The sequence below is a fragment of the Streptomyces sp. NBC_01352 genome (assembly GCF_036237295.1).
Taxonomy (GTDB): domain Bacteria; phylum Actinomycetota; class Actinomycetes; order Streptomycetales; family Streptomycetaceae; genus Streptomyces; species Streptomyces plumbiresistens.
Map to the genome: position 1 here is coordinate 3,540,600 of NZ_CP108354.1, position 19,478 is coordinate 3,560,077.

The following is a 19,478-nucleotide window of genomic DNA, read 5'->3' on the forward strand; positions in this document are numbered from 1 at the left end:
TCAGGCCACCCCCCGCACATGCTCGACCACGGGCGCCCCGCGGCTGGGCAGGACGACCCCCACCAGGTCGATGCGGACGCCTCCCGGCGGTGCCCCTCCGTGTGTGTGGATCCAGCGTTCGGCGAGGCCTCGCAGGCGCTCCGCCTTGTCGGGGGTCACCGCGGCCATCGGATGCTCGAAGAGCCCGGCCCGCCGCGTCTTGACCTCGCAGACGACCAGGACGTCCCCGTCCCGCGCCACGATGTCGATCTCGCCGGTCCTGCCACAGCGCCAGTTGCGCTCCAGGACCGTCATCCCGGCCTCCGCCAGCCGCCGCGCGGCCAGCGTCTCGCCGTACTTGCCGAGTGCACTGCGTGCCTGATGTGTGTTCATGTCGGCACCACCTCCGGCGCCAACCGTCACTCACTCAGGCCGACCAAGTTGATCTTGGTGGACTACTCATCGGTTGTGGAAAACTCCGCCACCCCGAAGAGGGAACCTCACCCGCGACTCGGCCCCGCTCCTCACCCGCGACCTCACCCGCCGGGCAGCTCCAGATCGTTCTTGTTCAGCTCCTCGATGTTCACGTCCTTGAACGTGAGTACCCGCACCTGTTTCACGAACCGAGCCGGCCGGTACATGTCCCACACCCAGGCATCCGCCATGGACACCTCGAAGAACACCTCGCCCTGGACCGAGTGCACCTGCATCTCGTAGTCGTTGGTCAGATAGAAGCGCCGCTCGGTCTCGATCACGTATTTGAACAGACCGACGACATCGCGGTACTCCCGGTAGAGCTTGAGCTCCATCTCGGTCTCGTACTTCTCGAGGTCCTCGGCGCTCATGGCATGTTCCCCTTCAGCCGTGCGATCCCACCATTGTGCGCCAGTCCCGCGAGCCCCTAGACGATTTCGGTGTCCAGGGTCACGGGTCCGGCCGGGGGACCTTCGTCGAGCAGCCTGCGCAGCAGCTCGGCGAGTCTGGTCGGATACACCGTCTCATGTGCCTGGCTCAGTTCCCGACACGTCCACCAGCGCACTCCGGCGACACTGCGCCGCTCCAGCTCGGTCAGCCCCATGGCCGCGGGCACCACGCCGGGCGTATGGGCCGTCCGGGCCAGGTAGTACCACTCGTCCTGGTCCCAGCGGCGGCCGGCGAACGGGAACGAGCACGTCCGCCGCCAGAGCACCGGGCCGAGCTCGACCTCGGTGATGCCGGTCTCCTCGGCGAGTTCCCTGAGCGCGGCCTCTTCACGTGTCTCGTCGCCTTCCAGGCCGCCGCCGGGTGTGAACCACCAGTCGTCGGCCGGATCGTCCGGCTCATGGCCGTGCAGCAGGAGGATGCGGTCCTCGGGATCGAGGAGGACCACCCGGGCCACCTTGCGCAGGCCGCCCTCGTACGTGTCCCGGCCCGCGTCCGTCGCCTCAGCGGGCACCGGCCGGCTCCGTCCGTGTCCGGGAGCGGGAGCGCCCGCCGAGCAGCTTGGCGACCGGGCCGTACGCGCCCCCGCCGAGGACCAGCACGGCCCCGACGACGATCAGCGCGACGATCGTACGGAGCGGTCCCGGCGAGGACAGCGTGCCGAGCGCCTCGAAGCCGGTCGGCCGCCCCAGCATGCCGTTCATGGGCCAGACCACGGCGTCCACCCGGGCCGTCACGGCGCTCCGGGCCACCGTGCCGTTCGCCGCGTCGGTGAGGTGGGTCGAGGAGTCCAGGGAGCCCGCTCGCTCGTCGCCCAGCAGGAAGAGCCGGCCCTCGGGCACCGTCACGGTCGGAAAGCCCGTGATCTCGGCCGCGCTTCCCTCGGGCAGATACGGTTCGTCGATCTGTTTGCCGTTGACGGTCAGCTTGCCCTTGCTGCAGCACGCCACCGTGTCGCCGCCGATCGCGACCACTCGCTTGACCACGGGGGCGTTGGTCACCCAGGTCTTGTCCGAGAAGACGACGACGTCGCCACGGCGTATCTCACCGCCGTCGACCCGTTGGGCCAGGACCCGGTCGCCGGCGTCGATCGTGGGCGTCATCGAGCCGGTGGGCACGGTGTACGGGCGGTAGACCACCGCTCCCCAGGCGAAGCCCCCGAGGAACAGCACAAGGCCCAGTGCGACGGCCAGTCCGGACAGTCGCTGTCCGGTCCGGCTGCCCACCGGGCCTGTGTCCCCGCTGCGCGGGGTCGTACGCGTCGTGCTCTCGCCACCCATGGATCCGCACCCTACCCGGCGGTACCTGACCCGGTCAGCCCTTCGGCCCCGACCAAGGTCACAAGCTGTACGAGGGTTTTGTCGAGCCTTGACCTCAGCGTGTCCCGACGACGGTGATCTTCCGACGGCGCCACAGCGCCACCGGCACGACACCGACGAGGGCGAGCGCGTCCGGCGCGACCGTCAGGGCCGGGGACGCCGACGACTGGGTGTTCAGACCGGACTGGTCGAAGGTGTCCGGGACCGGCAGGGTGCCCCAGCGGTTGATCGGCCAGGCCTTGACGATGGCGCGGCCGACGACCTCGTCCACCGGGACCATGCCCTTGTTCTTGTCGTTCTGGTTGTAGCGCGAGTCGCGCGAGTTCTGACGGTGGTCGCCCATGACCCAGATGAAGCCCTCGGGGACCTTCACCGTGAACTGGCCGCCCTGGTCGTCCTGGCTGCACGGCGTGTTGCCGGGGTAGACGTACGACGCCTCGTCCAGCGCCTTGCCGTTGACCTTCAGCGGGCCGGTGCCCGAGCACGACACGGTGTCGCCGCCGACGCCGATGACCCGCTTGATCAGGTCCTTCTCCTCGGCGGACGGCATCAGGCCGATCCAGCTGAGGAACGTCTGCACCGCGTTCGGGTCCGCCACCGGCTCGCCCGCCAGCCAGTTGGCCGGGTCGTGGAAGACGACGACCTCGCCGCGCTCGGGCTCGGAGCCGAACCACGGGGTGAGCTTGTCGACCAGGACCCGGTCACCCTCCTGGAGGGTGTTCTGCATCGAGTCGGAGGGGATCGAGAACGCCTGCACCAGGAACGTCTTGATCAGCAGCGCGAGCACCAGGGCGATGCCGATCAGAATGGGCAGCTCCTTCCAGAAGGAGCGCGGCTTCTTCGCCTTGGGGGCGGAGCCACCTGGTCCCTGGTCGCCCGTACCGGTGTCCTCGGTCATCGTGCCGTCCTCGGTCGCCCCGGAGTCACTCCCGGAGGTCACGGCGCTGTTCGCGGCCGGGCCGGCGGATTCCACGGGGCGCCCGCGGTGCTCCTCGCCGTCGTGCCCGGACCGTGCGCCAACCGCCACATCCCCCACGCCAACTCCTTACTCTGTGCCGCTGCCTGCCCCACATTCGGCGCAGGCCCACCACTCCCATAACGAGCGGGAGTTCCGCAGGGCTCGGGAGTTGGATCGATGCGTTCGGATCGTCGGGTGCAACCCTAAGCGACGGCGGAGCGGCCGCGGTCGACCCGGTCGCCGAGTCGGACACGGAAGCGTAGGTTTTCGGCTCCTCCAGCGAGGTCCAGTGGCCGAAGGGCCAGGCGATGACCATGGCCCGGCCCACCACCGAGTCCTCGGACACCGTGCCGCGGTAGTCGGTGTCCTGGTGCGCGCGGGAGTCCGCGGAGTTGGCCCGGTGATCGCCCATCACCCACAGCCGCCCCGGCGGGACGGTGATGTCGAACTCGGTCGTGGAGGGGGCGTTCCCCGGATACAGGTAGTCCTGCTCGGTCAGGGGAACGCCGTTGACGGTGACGCGCCCCTCGGTGTCACAGCACTGGACGCGGTCGCCGCCGACGCCGACGACCCGCTTGATGAGGTCCTTCTCGTCGTCGGACGGCAGCAGGCCGATGAAGGTGAGCGCCTCCTTGACCTGCTTGACGACGATGGGGTCGTCCTTCTTCGTGGTGGTCGTCTCGTCGTTGAGCCAGCCTCCGGGGTCCTTGAACACGACGACGTCCCCGCGCGCGGGCTTGGAGCCGAACCACGGGGTGAACTTGTCGACCAGGACCCGGTCGCCGATCTGGATCGTCTGCTCCATGGAGCCGGACGGGATCACGAACGCCTGGACGAGGAAGGTCTTCAGGACGAGGGCTATGAGGACGGCGACACCGACGAGGAGAGGTATCTCCTTGACCGCTCCGCGCCTGCGGCGCCGCTTGACCTTGCGCTGGAGCTTGCGCCGCTCGGCGCGGGTACGGCCGGCGGCCGAGCCGGAGGAGGAGCGTCGGGAACCGGTGGGCAGCAGGTTGTCGGCCGCGCTCTCGGGCACACCGCGCGGTTTGCCGCGGTTACCCATGGGCGCCGTCCGCTGGTCCGGGCTCGCTCGACTCCGGGGCGGGCACGCGCGCGTAGGCGTCGGGGCGGTGCAGGCGGGTGAAGTGGCCGGCGGGCCACAGGATCCAGTCGGCCCGCCCGATGACGTCGTCGACGGGGATCATGCCGCCGCCCGGTGAACCCAGGTGGTCGCGGGAGTCGCTGGAGTCGCTGCGGTGGTCGCCGAGGACGAACAGGGTGCCGGCGGGCACCTCGACGTCGAAGGACACCGTGGAGGGGCTGTCACCGGGATACAGGAACGTCGACTCGTCGACCGACCGGCCGTTCACCTCGATCCTCCCCTCCTTGTCACAGCAGACCACGTGGTCTCCCCCTACCCCCACAACGCGCTTGACGTAGTCCCCGTCCCCGAAATACCCGGTTCCGTCGAACACGACGACATCCCCGCGCCGCGGATCGGCACCGAAACGGTACGCCAACTTATTTACGAGAACGCGGTCCCCGATCCTCAATCCGCCTTCCATGGATCCGCTGGGAATCTGGAAGGGCTGCAGCACGAAGTTGCTGAGCAGCAGCAGGAACAGCAGACAGACCAACAGGGTGAGGCTGATCCGCCCGCCGGGCAGCCACGTGGCGGCCCGCCTCACCAACACGAAACGCGACCGGCCCTCCGGCCCCCCTGTGTCCGAGATCTCCTCGGCGTCAAAGGGGCGGGAGGAGCGGTCGCGCTCCGTCGGCTGTGCTTCGGTGTCCATCGGGGCCAGATGCTATCCGGCCCCTCTGTGGGACCCCGCGCGCGATCAGTTGTCGCGCTTCTCCTTGATCTTCGCGGCCTTGCCGCGCAGCTCGCGCAGGTAGTAGAGCTTGGCGCGACGCACGTCACCGCGGGTGACGAGCTCGATCTTCTCGACGATCGGGGTGTGCACCGGGAAGGTGCGCTCGACGCCGACGGAGAAGGAGACCTTGCGGACCGTGAAGGTCTCGCGGACGCCGGCGCCCTGGCGACGGATGACTACGCCCTTGAACTGCTGCACACGGGAGCGGTTGCCCTCGATGACGCGGACGTGGACGTTGACGGTGTCACCCGGGCGGAAGGCCGGGACGTCGCTGCGCAGCGACGCGGAGTCGACGGAGTCGAGCAGGTTGGACATTTCGTCTGCTTTCCTCGCTGATGCCACAGGTCATCAACGGAATCTAGGTCTCTGGAAGGAGTCGTACGGTCGGGGCGGGCGTCGTGTCCCCCTGTGGCAGGGGCGCACGCCCGGACGACGCACAACAGCGACCTATTGTTCCATGCCCTCTGGCCTGCGCCAAAATCGACCGTACGGCTCCCCCGCCGGATCCGGCGCCCAGCCCAGGATGGAGAGCATCTCGCGGTCCTTCTTGTCGAAGACCTTGGGGTCGCAGCGCTCGATGAGGTCGGGCCGGTTGGCCGTCGTACGCTTCAGGGCTTCGTCCCGGCGCCAGCGGGCGATCTTGCCGTGGTGGCCGCTGAGCAGCACGTCCGGGATCCCGCGCTCGCGCCACCGGGGCGGCTTGGTGTAGACGGGGCCCTCCAGGAGGCTGGCCATGGCCCCGGGTGCGAAGGAGTCGTCCCGGTGGGACTCGGCGTTGCCCAGGACACCGGGCAGCAGCCGCGCCACGGCCTCGGTGACGACGAGTACGGCCGCCTCACCGCCGGCCAGGACGTAGTCGCCGATGGAGACCTCGTAGACCGGCATCCGGGTCGCGTACTCGTCGATGACGCGCCGGTCGATGCCCTCGTAACGGGCCGGCGTGAAGATCAGCCAGGGGCGCTCGGAGAGCTCGACGGCGAGTTCCTGGGTGAAGGGCCGGCCGCTGGGGGTGGGGACGATCAGGGCGGGCGCGTGGGAGCCCGTCTCGTAGCCGTCGGCGAGGACGGAGTCCAGCGCGTCGCCCCACGGGTCGGTCTTCATCACCATGCCCGGGCCGCCGCCGTACGGGGTGTCGTCGACGGTGTTGTGCCGGTCGTACGTCCAGGTGCGCAGATCGTGCACCTGGACGTTCAGTTGGCCACGCGCGCGTGCCTTGCCGACGAGGGAGACGTTCAGGGGGTCCAGGTACTCGGGGAAGATGGTGACGACGTCGAGCCGCATCACGCCTCGTCCCCGGACGAGCCGTCGGCCGCGTCGCCGGTCTCGTCCCTGGAGGACGCGATCTCCGCCCGGTCGTCGATCAGACCGGGCGGCGGGGAGATGACCGCCCGCTGCTCCTCCAGGTCGATCTCGGTGACGATCTCCTCGACGAAGGGGATCATCACCTCGCTCCCGTCGGGCCGCTCGACGATGAAGAGGTCCTGGGAGGGCAGGTGCGAGATCTCGGTGATCCGGCCGACCTCCGTGCCGTCCTCGGTGACCACGTCGAGGTCCATGAGCTGGTGGTCGTAGTACTCGTCCTCCTCCTCGGGCAGCGCTTCCGGGTCGATCTCGGCGATCAGGAGGATGTTGCGCAGGGCCTCGGCGGCGGTCCGGTCGCGGACGCCCTCGAAGCGCAGAAGAAGACGGCCGCTGTGGACGCGGCCGGTCTCGATGGTGAGCGGGCCCGCCGAGGCGGGGTCGGTCGCCAGTACGGCGCCGGGTGCGAGCCGCAGTTCGGGCTCGTCTGTACGGACCTCGACGGTGACCTCGCCCTTGATGCCATGGGCGCGGCCGATCCGCGCGACTACGAGCTGCACTTTTCGAAGATCTCCTGTCGTGACGACCCGTAACGACTACGGGCCGGGGACGGCCCAGTGGCCCTCCCCGGCCCGAGCCGGTGTTGCATGTGGCGTCAGCGGACGTGATCCACGTCGACGAGGTCGACGCGGACACCGCGGCCGCCGATGGCGCCCACGACGGTGCGCAGGGCGCGTGCGGTGCGGCCGTTGCGACCGATCACCTTGCCGAGGTCGTCGGGATGCACCCGGACCTCCAGCACCCGCCCGCGACGCAGGTCGCGCGAGGCGACCTGCACATCGTCAGGGTTGTCGACGATGCCCTTCACGAGGTGCTCGAGAGCCTCCTCGAGCATGCTCAGGCCTCGGTCGGCGCAGACGCAGAGGACTCCGCCGGGGCGTCGTCCTTCTTCTCAGCCTTCTTCTTCTGGGTGATGGCCTCACCCTTGCCCTCGTCGTCGCCACCGAGAGCCTCGAAGAGCGGACGAGCGGCCTTCTCGGCCGGCTGGAGCAGCGGAGCCGGGGCGGGCTCGCCCTTGAACTTCTGCCAGTCGCCGGTCTTCTTCAGGATGGCGAGCACGGGCTCGGTCGGCTGCGCGCCGACGGAGAGCCAGTAGGCCACGCGCTCGGCGTCGACCTCCATGCGCGAGGGGTTCTGCACCGGGTGGTACAGGCCGATCTCCTCGATCGCACGACCGTCACGACGGGTACGGGAGTCGGCGACGACGATGCGGTAGTGAGGCGAACGGATCTTGCCCAGACGCTTCAGCTTGATCTTGACTGCCACGGGAGTGGGTTCTCCTGGATTTGACGTGGTTGGGCACGGCGAGATGGCCGCGTGGGGTTGCGGTACCCGAGTGCCCGATGGACGCGTCAGCCGGAGGCGAGAGGGTTCCTGTGCGGCTGTCGAGTACAGCTAGCCATTGTGCCATACCCCGCGGGTCGCGTCGGACCGCGGGTGCGGCGAGGCATGACTGAGGGACCCGGCGTCGCGGGGTGCCGCCGCATGCGACCGCGGCGGCGCCCCGCGCCCATGCCACCCGCTCGTCCGGCACCCACGAGATGCCGGTGTGACGGTCAGCTCGCCGCCGCGCCCACGACCTCCGGGATGCGGAACGGCTTCCCGCACCCTCCGCACACGATCGGCGCCTGGGCCAGTACCGACGGGACGACCCGGACGTTGCGGCCGCAGTCGCAGACCGCCTTGACCCGGACGCCACCGCCGGAGGAGCCGTGCCGGGCGGCCGGGCCGCGGAAGGTACGGGACGTGTCGGAGGCGGTCGCCACCGAGTGGGCCTTCAGGGCGCGCTGGAGGCGCTCCATGGTCGGGCGGTAGCGGCGCTTCGCCTCGGGGTTGAGCGTGACCAGGGAGAAGCCACTGCTCGGGTGCGGCTCCTCGGGGTGGTCCAGGCCCAGCTCCTCGGCGATCGCGAGGAATCTGCGGTTGTGGTAGCGGCCGGCACGGGACGTGTCGCGGATGCCGCGTGCGGCGGCGATGCCATGGACTGCCTCGTGAAGCAGTCGCTCGAAGGAGAGCTCGTGACCGCACGCGGACGACGACTCCCCGATCAGGGACTCTGGCGCGGCAAGATCGGGCAGCTCGGGGTGGTACCGCTGAATGTCGGCCCACGCCTGCGCCAGCTCTGCGGCGAGAACAGGTGGTGTCTGTGTCGTGCTCACGTAATGACAACGAGCCAGAGTGCCGCTGTGTTCCGATTCCGGGGCATCCCAAATAATTTGCACGTACCCGTCAGTTGCCGCTGATGCGTCCTGACGAGGGCGGGTGCGCTGATCTGCGGATAAGCCTCGCAGCTCGTACCAAGCCGGTGCGTAGTCTGACGTACGCCCCGGCACGTAGACGCTGTCCGCGCGCCGGGGCGACTGTGATCCGCAGTTGCGCAAGAGACGTTTCGGTCGCTCTCCCGCCGGAAGGCCGCTCCTCAGTAAGCGCGCGCGACGATCGCGACGTTACCCGGTGCGTCGCCGTCCTCGGGCACCGACCCGTCCTCGGCGACCAGACACCGTACGGTCACCGCGTGGTCGGCCAGCTTGGCCTCGCCCTCTTCGCCGAGGGCCGCCCAGGGGATGCGCGCCCAGCGGCCGGCGACGGCGGCCTCGACGGCCTCCTCGATCGTCGACACCTCGGACGTACGGGACTCGCGGCGCTCGCGGGACTGCTTCAGGAGCAGCGCCTGGTCCTCCTCGAGGATCGCGGGGAGCAGGCCGACGAGGGAATCGAGGGCCACCGGCTCCTTGCCGCCCGGGATGCGGCGGGCCAGCATCGCGGTGCCGTTCTCCAGGTCACGGGGCCCGATCTCGATCCGTACGGGCACGCCCTTCAGCTCCCAGTCGACGGCGCGGCGGCCGAAGGGGGTGTCCACACGGTCGTCGACCTGGACGCGTACGCCCGCCGCCTTCAGCTGATCGCCGAGCTCGCGGACCTTGGCCAGAACCGCCTCGTCGCCCTTGATGGCGAGGACGACGGCCTGGATCTGCGCCAGGCGCGGCGGGACCCTGAGGCCGTTGTCGTCGCCGTGCATCATCACCAGGGCGCCGATCATGCGTGTGGTCGAGCCCCAGGAGGTCTGCCAGACCAGTTCCTGCGTGCCGCCCTTCGACAGGTACGAGGTGTTGAAGGCCTTGGCGAAGTTCTGGCCGAGTTCGTGGCTGGTGGCCATCTGGAGGGCCTTGCCGTCGCCCATCATGCCTTCGAGCGTGAGGGTGTTGATCGCGCCGGCGAACCGCTCCTTGACGGTCTTGCGGCCGGGGACGACGTCCATCGCGAGGACGTTCGCCATGAAGTCCTCGTAGACCTGGCGGTGGATGTGGGCGGCGAAGTCGCGCGCGTCCTCGAAGGTGGCGTGCGCGGTGTGGCCCTCCTGCCACAGGAACTCGGTCGTGCGCAGGAACAGGCGGGGCCTGAGCTCCCAACGGACCACGTTCGCCCACTGGTTGATCAGCAGGGGCAGGTCGCGGTAGCTCTGCACCCACTTCGAGAAGTATTCGTTGATGATCATCTCGGAGGTGGGGCGGACGACCGCCGGCTCCTCCAGCTCCTTGCCGCCGCCGTGCGTGACCACGGCCAGCTCCGGCGCGAACCCCTCGACGTGGTCCGCCTCGCGCGTGAGGTACGACTGCGGGATCAGCAGCGGGAAGTACGCGTTCTGGGTGCCCGTCTCCTTGATGCGGGCGTCCATCTCGGCCTGCATCCGCTCCCACAGCCCGTACCCGTACGGTCGGATCACCATGGTGCCGCGCACCGGCCCGTTGTCGGCCAACTCGGCCTTGTTGATCAGATCCTGGTACCAGCGCGGGAAGTCGTCCGCGCGGGGCGTGAGAACGGGAGCCTTTGCCATGGCGCGATCGTACGGGCCCAGGTTGCCGGAATGTGAATTCTCGCCACTGGCACGGTCAACCCACAAGCCGGGCCCGACAACCCCTGGACGAGCGGTCGAGTGCGGAGTTATCTGGCATACGGGGGGAGTGCGAGCGCACGTCACGGGGGCTACGAAATCGGGCACAGCCACAACTCGGCGGATTGGGGCGCTTACCTATGACACCTACGCTCGTGCGGCAGCACCTGCCTCATACGGGAGAGACACCCCGTGTGGACCTCGGTGCACGCGCGCGTGACTGGTCCGAGATCCAGGAGCGGATGCTGGTGCCGCTCTACGAGACCGTCTACGAGCGACTGGAAGTGGGCCCCGCCTCGCGGCTGCTGGGCCTCGGCTGCGGCGCCGGGCTCGCCCTGCTGATAGCGGCCTCCAGAGGGGCGGCGGTGACCGGCGTCGACGATGCCTCCCCGCAGCGGCTGGCCCTCGCGCGGGAGCGGCTGCTGCCGTCGACGGCGGGCGCGCGCGCGCGTGCGGCCACCCGACTCGTCGACGGTCGTCCCGGGGACGCGGCCGAGGCGGACGCGCCCCCGTACACCGTGGTGACCGCCTTCGAGCCCATCGGGTGTCTCGCGGGCGACTCCGAGGGGCTCGGTGAGCTGCTCGCCTCGGCGGTACCGCTCTGCGAGCGCGGGGCGCCGGTGGTGCTGGCCGGGTGGGGTCCGCCGGAGCGGTGCGCCACGACGTCCGTGCTGCGGGTGGCCACCAAGCTGTCGGATCCGCTGCGGGGCACGGGCAGTTGGCGCCCCGCCCTCCGGGACGACCTGGAGGAGGTCGCCCACCGGGCCGGCCTCAAGCCGGACGGCTCCGGCCGGGTCGCCTGCCCCTTCGGGTACGCCGACGTCGACAGCGCCGTACGGGGACTGCTGTCGACGGGGCTGTTCGACGCGGCGATCTCGGCGACGGACCAGGTGCAGGTCGACAAGGAGCTGGCGGAGGCCCTGCATCCGCACCAGCGCCGGGACGGCACGGTGTGGATGCCGAACGTGTTCCGGTACCTGATCGCGCGGGTCCCCTAGACGTCGGCTTCCTTCAGCAGGCGCGTGATCCCGGCGATCCGGTACGCGTCCGTCTCCTCCAGTGTCTCGTTCGCCAGCAGCGCCTGGGCCAGCGCGTCCAACTGCCCGCGGTGGTCGCGGAGTTTGTGGCAGGCCTCCTCGTAGCACTCGTCGACGATCCGCCGCATCTCGTGCTCGATCGTGTCGAGGGTCCCGGGGGCCGCCGCGAGGCCGTAGGCCTGCTGGGCGTCGTTCGGGAGCGCGGAGAGACGGCCCACGCGCTCGCTCATGCCCCAGCGGGCGACCATGCCGCGCGCGAGGTTGGTGACCTGTTCGAGGTCGTTCTCCGAGCCGGTGGTGACGACCCCGTAGACGACGTGTTCCGCGGCCATGCCGCCGAGCGCGCCGATGATGCGGCCGCGCAGGTACTCCTCGGTGTACGCGTACCGGTCCGCGTCCGGCGTCGAGAGCGTCACGCCGAGCGCCCTGCCGCGCGGAACGATGGTGATCTTGCGGACCGGGTCGGCGCCGGGCTGCAGCATGCCGAGCAGGGCGTGTCCGCTCTCGTGGTACGCCGTCCTGCGCCGCTCCTCCTCGGGCATCACCAGGGGCCGTTCGGCGCCCAGTTGCACCTTCTCCAGGGCCTCCGAGAGGTCGGTCCGCGTCACCTGCTCCTGCTTGCGCTTGACCGCGAGCAGGGCCGCCTCGTTGGCCAGGTTGGCCAGATCGGCGCCGGTCATGCCTGGGGTCGTACGGGCCACCTGGGCCAGGTCGACGTCCTCGGCGAGCGGGATCTCGCGGGTGTGGATCTCCAGGATGGCCTCGCGGCCGCCCCGGTCCGGGGGCGAGACCATGACCACCCGGTCGAAGCGGCCGGGGCGGGTCAGGGCCGGGTCGAGGACGTCGGCTCGGTTGGTCGCGGCGATGACGATGACGCCCTCCACGCCCGAGAAGCCGTCCATCTCGGTCAGGATCTGGTTCAGCGTCTGTTCGCGCTCGTCGTGGCCGCCCAGGCCGGAGCCGCCGCCGCGGGCCCGGCCGATGGTGTCGATCTCGTCGATGAAGATGATCGACGGGGCCACCTTGCGGGCCTCGGCGAACAGTTCGCGGACGCGGGAGGCGCCCACGCCCACGATCATCTCGATGAACTCGGAGGCTGACGCCGAGAAGAAGGGCACCCCCGCCTCGCCGGCCACCGCGCGCGCCAGGAGGGTCTTCCCGGTGCCGGGAGGCCCCGCCAGCAGCACCCCGCGCGGCATCCTGGCGCCCATCTTCCGGTAGGCGTCCGGATTCTTCAGGAAGTCGACGACGTCGTTCAGCTCGCCCTCGACCTCGTCGATGCCCGCCACGTCCTCGAAGGTCGTGCGCTTCTGGCCCGACTCCAGCTCCACCGGCTTGGGCGGGGTCTTGCGGCCGAGCATGCCGCCCGCGCCGCCCATGCCCGCGCTCATCCGCCGCGCGATGAAGATCCACAGGACGACCAGGAGCAGCATCGGGGCCAGCGAGATCAGCAGATTGGCCAGAAAGCTGCGCTGCTGGACGACCGGCTCCGCAGTGACGGTGACGTTGTTCCTGGTCAGGTCCTCCCAGAGCTGGTCGTCCGTGAAGGTCGGCCGCTCCGTCTTGAACTTGGTGTAGGTGCCGTCGCCCTCGGGGTCGTCCTGCTTCTTCTTGAGCTGGCCCTGGATGGCGTCGCCCTTGGCGTAGATCTTGCTGACGTTGCCGGCGTCGACCTGCTTGCTGAACTCCGTGTACGAGATCGTCGGCTCGTCGCCGTCGTTGAAGAAGGACAGCACGACGTTGGCGACGAGGAACACGACCAGCGCGGCGGCGACCAGGCTCCACCAGCCGCCACGCGGCTTCCGTCCGCCCGGTGAGGGCTTCGGCGGCTCCTCCGGGGTGCCCTCGGTACGCCAGGGCTGGTCAGGAGCCTTGCGCGGCGGCACAGGGTTGGTCATACCGGGACGTTACGACACGGATCAGGCACCGGCACCCGCAGAACGCGCCGAGGGCGCCCCTCCGGAGAGGGACGCCCTCGGCGCCGTACACGAGGCTGTCAGCCGCGCTGTCAGCCCATGAACTTCTTGAACTCGTCGGGCAGCTCGAAGTCCTGAGGAGCTTGCTGTCCCGGGACGCCGAACGCGTTGCCGCCCTCGGCGGCGGCCGCGCGGCGGGCGGCCTCCTCCTGCTCCTGCTGCTTGCGCTTCATCGGGTTGCCGGAGCGCTGCTTGCCCTTGGCCTTCTTCGGCTGCTTCTTGGAGCGGCCGGGGCCGCCACCCATGCCCGGAACCCCCGGCATGCCGGGCATGCCGCCGCCCTGGGCCATGCGGGACATCATCTTGCGGGCCTCGAAGAACCGTTCGACCAGGCCCTTGACCGCGCTGACGTCGACACCGGAGCCCTTGGCGATACGGGCGCGGCGCGAGCCGTTGATGATCGTCGGCTCCTGGCGCTCGGCCGGGGTCATCGACTTGATGATGGCGGCCGTGCGGTCGACGTCCCGCTCGTCGAGGTTGTTGATCTGGTCCTTGATCTGGCCCATGCCGGGAAGCATGCCGAGCAGCTTGGAGATGCTGCCCATCTTCCTGACCTGCTCCATCTGGGCCAGGAAGTCGTCCAGGGTGAAGTCCTGGCCCTTCTTGGACGCCAGCTTGGAGGCCATCTGCTGGGCCTCTTCCTGGCTGAACGTCTTCTCCGCCTGCTCGATCAGGGTGAGCAGGTCACCCATGTCGAGGATGCGGGAGGCCATCCGGTCAGGGTGGAAGGCGTCGAAGTCGTCGAGCTTCTCGCCGTTCGACGCGAACATGATCGGCTTGCCGGTGACCGAGGCGATCGACAGGGCCGCACCACCGCGGGCGTCGCCGTCGAGCTTGGACAGCACCACGCCGTCGAAGCCGACGCCGTCGCGGAAGGACTCGGCGGTGTTGACCGCGTCCTGACCGATCATCGCGTCGACGACGAAGAGGATCTCGTCCGGCGAGACCGCGTCCCTGATGTCCGCGGCCTGCTGCATCATCTCGGCGTCGATGCCGAGACGGCCGGCGGTGTCCACGATCACGATGTCGTGGACCTTGGTCTTCGCGTGCTCGATGGAGTCCTTGGCGACCTTGACCGGGTCGCCCACGCCGTTGCCCGGCTCCGGAGCGTATACGGCCACGCCGGCGCGCTCGGCGACGACGCTGAGCTGGTTCACGGCGTTCGGGCGCTGCAGGTCGGCGGCGACCAGGATGGGCGAGTGGCCCTGCTCCTTCAGCCAGCGGCCGAGCTTGCCCGCGAGGGTGGTCTTACCGGCACCCTGCAGACCCGCCAGCATGATCACGGTCGGCGGCTGCTTGGCGAAGCGCAGACGGCGGGTCTCGCCGCCGAGGATCGTGACGAGCTCCTCGTTCACGATCTTCAGGACCTGCTGGGCGGGGTTCAGCGCCTTGGAGACCTCGGCGCCGAGGGCACGCTCCTTGACGTTCTTGATGAACGTCCGCACGACGGGCAGGGCGACGTCGGCTTCGAGGAGCGCGATGCGGATTTCGCGCGCCGTGGCGTCGATGTCCGCTTCGCTCAAGCGCCCCTTGCCGCGCAAGTTCTTGAAGGTCGCTGAAAGGCGATCGGAGAGAGTATCGAACACGGCGGCGTCGGTCCTCGGAGTCGGGGGCAGTGTGAGCGTCTTCCAGGGTATCCGGCCCGGCAAGACAATCGTCCCCGCCCGCTGCACACGGCGGGCGGGGACAGGATCCCCGCGTGAGCAGGGAAGAGGTCGAGAAGGTCAGCCTCGCAGCGTCTCCTCCAGCTTCCGCGCCACGCTCGCCGCCTCCTCGCTGGGCAGCGGCGCGCCCTCGGGGCCGGTCACATAGAAGGCGTCGACCGCGTTCGCGCCGAGCGTGCTGACGTGCGCGCTGCGCATCCGGACGCCCGCCTCCTCCAGCGCGTGGCCGATGCGGTGCAGCAGGCCGGGTACGTCCTGGGCGCGGACCTCGATGACCGTGGCCAGCCGGGACGCGGTCGGGTGGACGGTGACCCGGGGCGGGGGCGCCACGACTCCCCGGCGGCGCGGATAGGCGGCGTCGCGTTCGGCGAGGCGGGCCGTGATGTCGAGGGAACCGTCGAGGGCGCGTACCAGGTCGGCGCGGAGCCGGGCGGCCTGGGGCAGGGAGCCGTACTCGGCCGCGACCCGCCAGTTCAGCAGCAGGACGGAGCCCTCGACGCCGTCGGGCAGGTCCAGGGCGCGCAGTTCGGCGGTGCGGACCGTCAGGCGGTGCATGGCGAGGACGCCGGCCACCGCGGGCAGCACGCCCGCCTGGTCGGGTACGGCGATGAGCAGTTCGACGCCGAGCGGCTCGGGGTCGCCGGCCGGCTGTTCCTCGGTCGGCGGCGGCTCGGTCTGCGCGCGCAGGGCGAGCACCGGGCCGCCGGTGGCGACCGACTCGATGGCGAGCCGCTCCTGCTCGGCGGTGGGTGCGGCGGACTCGGGCTCGTCCTCCAGGTCCCCGGACAGGACCGCGTGGACCCGCTTGACCAGGTCGGCGACGAGCGAGCCGCGCCAGGACGACCAGGCCGCCGGTCCGGTGGCCAGCGCGTCCGCCTCGGTCAGCGCGTGCAGCAGTTCCAGCGTGCTCTGCGAGCCGACCGCCTCGGCGACCGAGCGCACGGTGGCCGGGTCCTCCAGGTCGCGCCGGGTGGCGGTGTCGATGAGCAGCAGGTGATGGCGTACGAGGGTGGCGAGCACCGTCACGTCCGCGCGGTCGAAGCCGATGCGGGCGGCCACGTCCTTGGCGATGATCTCGCCGGCCACCGAGTGGTCGCCGGGCCAGCCCTTGCCGATGTCGTGCAGCAGCGCGGCGACCAGGAGGAGGTCGGGGCGGCTGACGCGGCGGGTGAACTCGGAGGCGCGGACGGCGGTCTCGATGAGGTGCCGGTCGACGGTCCAGACGTGCACGGCGTTGCGCTGCGGCCGGCAGCGCACCCGCTCCCAGTCGGGCAGCAGGCGGGTGATCAGGCCCTCGGCCTCCAGTGCCTCCCACACGTCGATGGTGGGCTGGCCGGAGCCGAGCAGGGTCACGAGTTGTTCGCGCGCCTCGGCCGGCCAGGGCGAGGGCAGCGGGCGCGCGGCGGCCGCCATGCGCCGTACGGCGTGCAGGGAGAGCGGAAGCCCGGCCTGCGCGGCGGCGGCCGCGGCACGCAGGGGGAGCACGGGGTCGCGTTCGGGGCGCGCGGCACGGGCGAGCACCACCTCGCCGTCCTGCTCCACGACCCCTTCGGCCAGCGGCGAGCGGTCGACGACCGGCTTGCCGCCCCCGAGCATGGCGCGCAGCCGCGGCCGCACGGCGCGCGACCTGAGGACGCGCCCCACTTCCCGCCAGGTGACATCACTGGCGTACGAGATGACCCGCGCCGCCTCGTACACCTGCCGCAGCAGCGTGTCGGCGTCGAGCAGGCCGAGCTCGGCCGCGACCTGGTCCTGCTCCTGGAGTGCGAGCCGGTCGGTCGCCCGCCCGGTCGTCAGGTGCAGGGCGTCACGGACGTCGAGGAGCCGGCGCCGGGCGTCGTCGAGGCCCTCGCGCGGGGCGTCGGCCAGCCAGGAGGCGGCGACGGCGCGCAGGGCGGTGGCGTCGCGCAGGCCACCGCGCGCCTCCTTGAGGTCCGGCTCCAGGAGGTACTGCAGCTCACCCTGCCGCTCGGCGCGCTCGGCGCACAGTTCCTGGAGCTCGGGGAGACGTTTCGGCGCCTGGTTGCGCCAGTCGGCCAGGACGGCCGTACGCAATCCGGCGGTGAGGCCGAGGTCGCCCGCGAGGTGCCGGGCGTCCAGCAGACCCAGCTGCACCTTCAGGTCCTCGCCGGCGGTTTTGCGGGCCTCGGCCGGTGTCCGCACGGAGTGGTCGAGGGCCAGGCCGAGGTCCCAGACGGGGTACCACATGCGGTCGGCCAGGGCGGCGACCGCGTCGGAGTCGCTGCCGTCGTGCAGCAGCAGCAGATCCAGGTCGCTGCGTGGGGACAGTTCACCGCGGCCGTAGCCGCCGACGGCGATCAGGGAGACCCCGCGCAGCTCTTCCCCCGCCGCGCTGAAGAGTCCCGACAGCCAGTCGTCGGTCAGTTCGGCGAGGGCAGCACGGCGCGGCGGCCCGGACCGCGCCCCCTCGGTGAGGAGGCGCAGCCGGGCCGCCGCGTAGCCGCTGGGTCCCGAGTCATCTGCATCCTTGCGCACGTCCGTACTCGTCACCCAGTGGCTCCTGTTCTGTTCTTCTGTCAGAGCGCGTCCGGGCCGCGCTCGCCGGTACGGACCCGTACGGCGGTCTCGACCGGGAGGGACCAGACCTTGCCGTCACCGATCTTGCCGGTGCGGGCCGCCTTGACGATGACGTCGATGAGACCCTCGGCGTCGTCGTCCTCGGCCAGCACCTCGATGCGGATCTTGGGGACCAGGTCGACGGTGTACTCGGCACCGCGGTAGACCTCGGTGTGACCCCGCTGACGACCGTATCCGCTCGCCTCGGTGACCGTCAGGCCGTGGACCCCGAAGGCCTGGAGGGCTTCCTTGATCTCGTCGAGCCGGTGAGGCTTCACGACGGCGGTGATGAGCTTCATGCGTCCACCTTCTTGGACTCAGACGCGGGCGGGGCCGGGACGGCGCCGCGGTCGTAGCCACCGCCGGCGCCGCTGAAGTCGTATGCGGTCTCGGCGTGCTCGGCCTGGTCGATACCGGCGACCTCCACGTCCTCGGGGACCCGCATGCCGATCGTCTTGTCGATGAGGAACGCGAGGATCGCGGAGGCGATCAGCGAGTAGGCGAGGACCGCGAAGACACCGGCGCACTGCTTCCAGAACTGGTCCAGGCCGCCGCCGTAGAAGAGGCCCTCGACCTCGGACTGGCCCTTGCCGCTGGCGAGCAGGCCGACCAGCAGGGAGCCGACGACACCGCCGACCAGGTGGACACCGACGACGTCGAGCGAGTCGTCGTAGCCGAGCTTGTACTTCAGGCCGACGGCCATGGCGCACAGGACACCGGCGACGACACCGACGGCGATCGCACCGAGCGGGGAGACCGCGCCACCCGACGGGGTGATGGCGACCAGACCGGCGACCGCGCCGGAGGCGGCGCCCAGCGTGGTGAACGCGCCGTGGCGGATCTTCTCGTAGATGAGCCAGGCCAGCATGGCGGCGGCGGTGGCGATCTGCGTGTTGACGAACATCAGCGCGCCGACACCGTCGTCGTTGCCGAGCCACGAGCCAGCGTTGAAGCCGAACCAGCCGAACCACAGCAGACCGGCGCCGAGCATGACCAGCGGCAGGCTGTGCGGACGCATCGGGTCCTTCTTGAACCCGACGCGCTTACCGATGACCAGGATCACGCCGAGCGCGGCGGCACCGGCGTTGATGTGGACCGCCGTACCACCGGCGAAGTCGATCACACCCAGCTCGAAGGCCCAGCCACCGGCGCCCCAGACCCAGTGCGCGACCGGGAAGTAGACGAGCGTGGCCCACAGGGCGACGAACAGTGCCCACGCGGTGAACTTCACGCGGTCGGCGAGGGCACCGCTGATCAGGGCGGGGGTGATGATGGCGAACATCATCTGGAAGATCATGAAGACGAAGATCGGGATGGTGTAACCGTCCCACAGCTCCGTCAGGCCGATGTTGCTGAGGCCGACCCAGTCGGAGTTCCATCCGATGATGCTGCCGGAGTCAGTACCAAAGGCCATGGAGAAGCCGTACAGCACCCACAGGATGGTGACGATCCCGATGCTGATGAAGCTCATCATCAGCATGTTCAGAGTGCTCTTGACCCGGACCATGCCTCCGTAGAAGAAGGCGAGACCCGGGGTCATGATCAGCACCAGGGCAGAACAGATGAGCATGAAGCCCGTGTTGGCGGCAGACAGCGTGGGCGCTTCTGCGGCGAGCGTGATGGCTGCTGGTGCCATCGGCGTCTCCTCGTCGTTGGTACGGCCCCGTGCGGGCGAAGCCTGAGCGGATTCCGGGGATGGGCCGGTTATGCGCCATGAGATTGACGCAGCGCCGTTTCGATGGAAGCCCCTCATTGTTTCGCCACCGTGACGAAGGCGCCTGGCGTGTTACGCCTCGATGAACTGGCAGATATGGGTCGCGTCGATCGTTATCGTGGCGCAACCTTCGGTGCGGGAAAGAAACCGGCCGCGGCCGGCCTTCCGATGACCTGGCATGGGGGAGCCGAGTCGGGCAGTTCGG

Annotated in this window: 20 protein-coding genes; 1 reads left to right on the top strand and 19 read right to left on the bottom strand. The window is 70.1% G+C overall.

Annotation, left to right across the window (positions count from 1 at the left end):
• The 14 genes from OG252_RS16390 to proS form a co-directional block, all read right to left on the bottom strand.
• Complete coding sequence (locus tag OG252_RS16390; protein WP_266433275.1) at positions 1–372, bottom strand: YraN family protein; 372 nt, start codon at positions 370–372, stop codon at positions 1–3.
• A gap of 143 nt (positions 373–515) precedes the next feature.
• Positions 516–824, bottom strand: coding sequence for a DUF2469 domain-containing protein (locus OG252_RS16395; RefSeq protein WP_069765426.1), 309 nt, complete (start codon positions 822–824; stop codon positions 516–518).
• Between the two features lie 56 nt (positions 825–880).
• Entirely contained in the window at positions 881–1,414 is a 534-nt protein-coding gene (locus OG252_RS16400) for an NUDIX hydrolase (RefSeq protein ID WP_266433277.1), read from the bottom strand.
• Complete coding sequence (lepB, locus tag OG252_RS16405) at positions 1,404–2,180, bottom strand: signal peptidase I (protein WP_266433279.1); 777 nt, start codon at positions 2,178–2,180, stop codon at positions 1,404–1,406. The genes OG252_RS16400 and lepB (OG252_RS16405) overlap by 11 nt, the downstream gene beginning before the upstream one ends.
• Before the next feature lie 94 nt (positions 2,181–2,274).
• A complete protein-coding gene (lepB, locus tag OG252_RS16410; protein ID WP_266433281.1) occupies positions 2,275–3,255 on the bottom strand; it encodes a signal peptidase I in 981 nt (326 codons plus the stop codon).
• Positions 3,143–4,240 carry a signal peptidase I gene (gene lepB / locus OG252_RS16415; protein WP_266433283.1) on the bottom strand — a complete coding sequence of 366 codons (1,098 nt, stop codon included), beginning with the start codon at positions 4,238–4,240 and terminating at the stop codon, positions 3,143–3,145. The genes lepB (OG252_RS16410) and lepB (OG252_RS16415) overlap by 113 nt, the downstream gene beginning before the upstream one ends.
• Entirely contained in the window at positions 4,233–4,973 is a 741-nt protein-coding gene (gene lepB / locus OG252_RS16420) for a signal peptidase I (RefSeq protein ID WP_329336904.1), read from the bottom strand. Before lepB (OG252_RS16420) ends, lepB (OG252_RS16415) begins: the two co-directional genes overlap by 8 nt.
• 45 nt (positions 4,974–5,018) lie before the next feature.
• A complete protein-coding gene (gene rplS, locus OG252_RS16425) occupies positions 5,019–5,369 on the bottom strand; it encodes a 50S ribosomal protein L19 (RefSeq protein ID WP_266433287.1) in 351 nt (116 codons plus the stop codon).
• A gap of 132 nt (positions 5,370–5,501) precedes the next feature.
• Positions 5,502–6,335: a tRNA (guanosine(37)-N1)-methyltransferase TrmD gene (trmD, locus tag OG252_RS16430; protein WP_329336907.1), complete on the bottom strand. Its 834-nt coding sequence runs from the start codon at positions 6,333–6,335 to the stop codon at positions 5,502–5,504.
• A complete protein-coding gene (gene rimM / locus OG252_RS16435; RefSeq protein ID WP_266433290.1) occupies positions 6,335–6,913 on the bottom strand; it encodes a ribosome maturation factor RimM in 579 nt (192 codons plus the stop codon). Before rimM ends, trmD begins: the two co-directional genes overlap by 1 nt.
• A 95-nt stretch (positions 6,914–7,008) precedes the next feature.
• On the bottom strand, positions 7,009–7,248 hold the full coding sequence (locus tag OG252_RS16440) for an RNA-binding protein (RefSeq protein ID WP_005479813.1): 240 nt from the start codon (positions 7,246–7,248) through the stop codon (positions 7,009–7,011).
• 2 nt (positions 7,249–7,250) lie between these two features.
• Positions 7,251–7,679, bottom strand: coding sequence for a 30S ribosomal protein S16 (rpsP, locus tag OG252_RS16445; RefSeq protein WP_266433292.1), 429 nt, complete (start codon positions 7,677–7,679; stop codon positions 7,251–7,253).
• Positions 7,680–7,969: 290 nt separating this feature from the next.
• Positions 7,970–8,572 (bottom strand): hypothetical protein, encoded by a 603-nt coding sequence (locus OG252_RS16450; protein WP_266433294.1) that lies wholly within the window; start codon positions 8,570–8,572, stop codon positions 7,970–7,972.
• 260 nt (positions 8,573–8,832) lie between these two features.
• Positions 8,833–10,248, bottom strand: a complete 1,416-nt coding sequence (gene proS / locus OG252_RS16455) for a proline--tRNA ligase (protein WP_329336910.1) — start codon at positions 10,246–10,248, stop codon at positions 8,833–8,835.
• Positions 10,249–10,445: 197 nt separating this feature from the next.
• Here proS and OG252_RS16460 point away from each other — a divergent pair, with 197 nt between their 5' ends.
• Positions 10,446–11,303, top strand: coding sequence for an SAM-dependent methyltransferase (locus OG252_RS16460; RefSeq protein WP_329336912.1), 858 nt, complete (start codon positions 10,446–10,448; stop codon positions 11,301–11,303).
• Here the strand turns inward: OG252_RS16460 and ftsH are convergent.
• From ftsH to OG252_RS16485, 5 genes are all read right to left on the bottom strand, one after another.
• A complete protein-coding gene (gene ftsH, locus OG252_RS16465; protein WP_266433300.1) occupies positions 11,300–13,240 on the bottom strand; it encodes an ATP-dependent zinc metalloprotease FtsH in 1,941 nt (646 codons plus the stop codon). The genes OG252_RS16460 and ftsH overlap by 4 nt on opposite strands.
• 110 nt (positions 13,241–13,350) lie before the next feature.
• Complete coding sequence (gene ffh / locus OG252_RS16470; protein WP_266433302.1) at positions 13,351–14,904, bottom strand: signal recognition particle protein; 1,554 nt, start codon at positions 14,902–14,904, stop codon at positions 13,351–13,353.
• A gap of 138 nt (positions 14,905–15,042) precedes the next feature.
• Positions 15,043–17,493, bottom strand: a complete 2,451-nt coding sequence (locus OG252_RS16475; protein WP_266433304.1) for a [protein-PII] uridylyltransferase — start codon at positions 17,491–17,493, stop codon at positions 15,043–15,045.
• A gap of 26 nt (positions 17,494–17,519) precedes the next feature.
• Complete coding sequence (locus tag OG252_RS16480; protein WP_006379495.1) at positions 17,520–17,858, bottom strand: P-II family nitrogen regulator; 339 nt, start codon at positions 17,856–17,858, stop codon at positions 17,520–17,522.
• Complete coding sequence (locus OG252_RS16485) at positions 17,855–19,195, bottom strand: ammonium transporter (protein WP_266433305.1); 1,341 nt, start codon at positions 19,193–19,195, stop codon at positions 17,855–17,857. The genes OG252_RS16480 and OG252_RS16485 overlap by 4 nt, the downstream gene beginning before the upstream one ends.
• Between the last annotated feature and the right edge of the window lie 283 nt (positions 19,196–19,478).

What these genes read in the sequence shown, in the direction of transcription:
- rplS (WP_266433287.1), bottom strand. Translation starts at nt 5,369, where the DNA reads ATGTCCAACCTGCTCGACTCCGTCGACTCCGCGTCGCTGCGCAGCGAC.
- OG252_RS16395 (WP_069765426.1), bottom strand. Translation starts at nt 824, where the DNA reads ATGAGCGCCGAGGACCTCGAGAAGTACGAGACCGAGATGGAGCTCAAG.
- OG252_RS16440 (WP_005479813.1), bottom strand. Translation starts at nt 7,248, where the DNA reads ATGCTCGAGGAGGCTCTCGAGCACCTCGTGAAGGGCATCGTCGACAAC.
- lepB (WP_266433279.1), bottom strand. Translation starts at nt 2,180, where the DNA reads ATGGGTGGCGAGAGCACGACGCGTACGACCCCGCGCAGCGGGGACACA.
- proS (WP_329336910.1), bottom strand. Translation starts at nt 10,248, where the DNA reads ATGGCAAAGGCTCCCGTTCTCACGCCCCGCGCGGACGACTTCCCGCGC.
- OG252_RS16390 (WP_266433275.1), bottom strand. Translation starts at nt 372, where the DNA reads ATGAACACACATCAGGCACGCAGTGCACTCGGCAAGTACGGCGAGACG.
- lepB (WP_329336904.1), bottom strand. Translation starts at nt 4,973, where the DNA reads ATGGACACCGAAGCACAGCCGACGGAGCGCGACCGCTCCTCCCGCCCC.
- OG252_RS16480 (WP_006379495.1), bottom strand. Translation starts at nt 17,858, where the DNA reads ATGAAGCTCATCACCGCCGTCGTGAAGCCTCACCGGCTCGACGAGATC.
- trmD (WP_329336907.1), bottom strand. Translation starts at nt 6,335, where the DNA reads ATGCGGCTCGACGTCGTCACCATCTTCCCCGAGTACCTGGACCCCCTG.
- OG252_RS16485 (WP_266433305.1), bottom strand. Translation starts at nt 19,195, where the DNA reads ATGGCACCAGCAGCCATCACGCTCGCCGCAGAAGCGCCCACGCTGTCT.
- OG252_RS16460 (WP_329336912.1), top strand. Translation starts at nt 10,446, where the DNA reads ATGACACCTACGCTCGTGCGGCAGCACCTGCCTCATACGGGAGAGACA.
- ftsH (WP_266433300.1), bottom strand. Translation starts at nt 13,240, where the DNA reads ATGACCAACCCTGTGCCGCCGCGCAAGGCTCCTGACCAGCCCTGGCGT.
- lepB (WP_266433283.1), bottom strand. Translation starts at nt 4,240, where the DNA reads ATGGGTAACCGCGGCAAACCGCGCGGTGTGCCCGAGAGCGCGGCCGAC.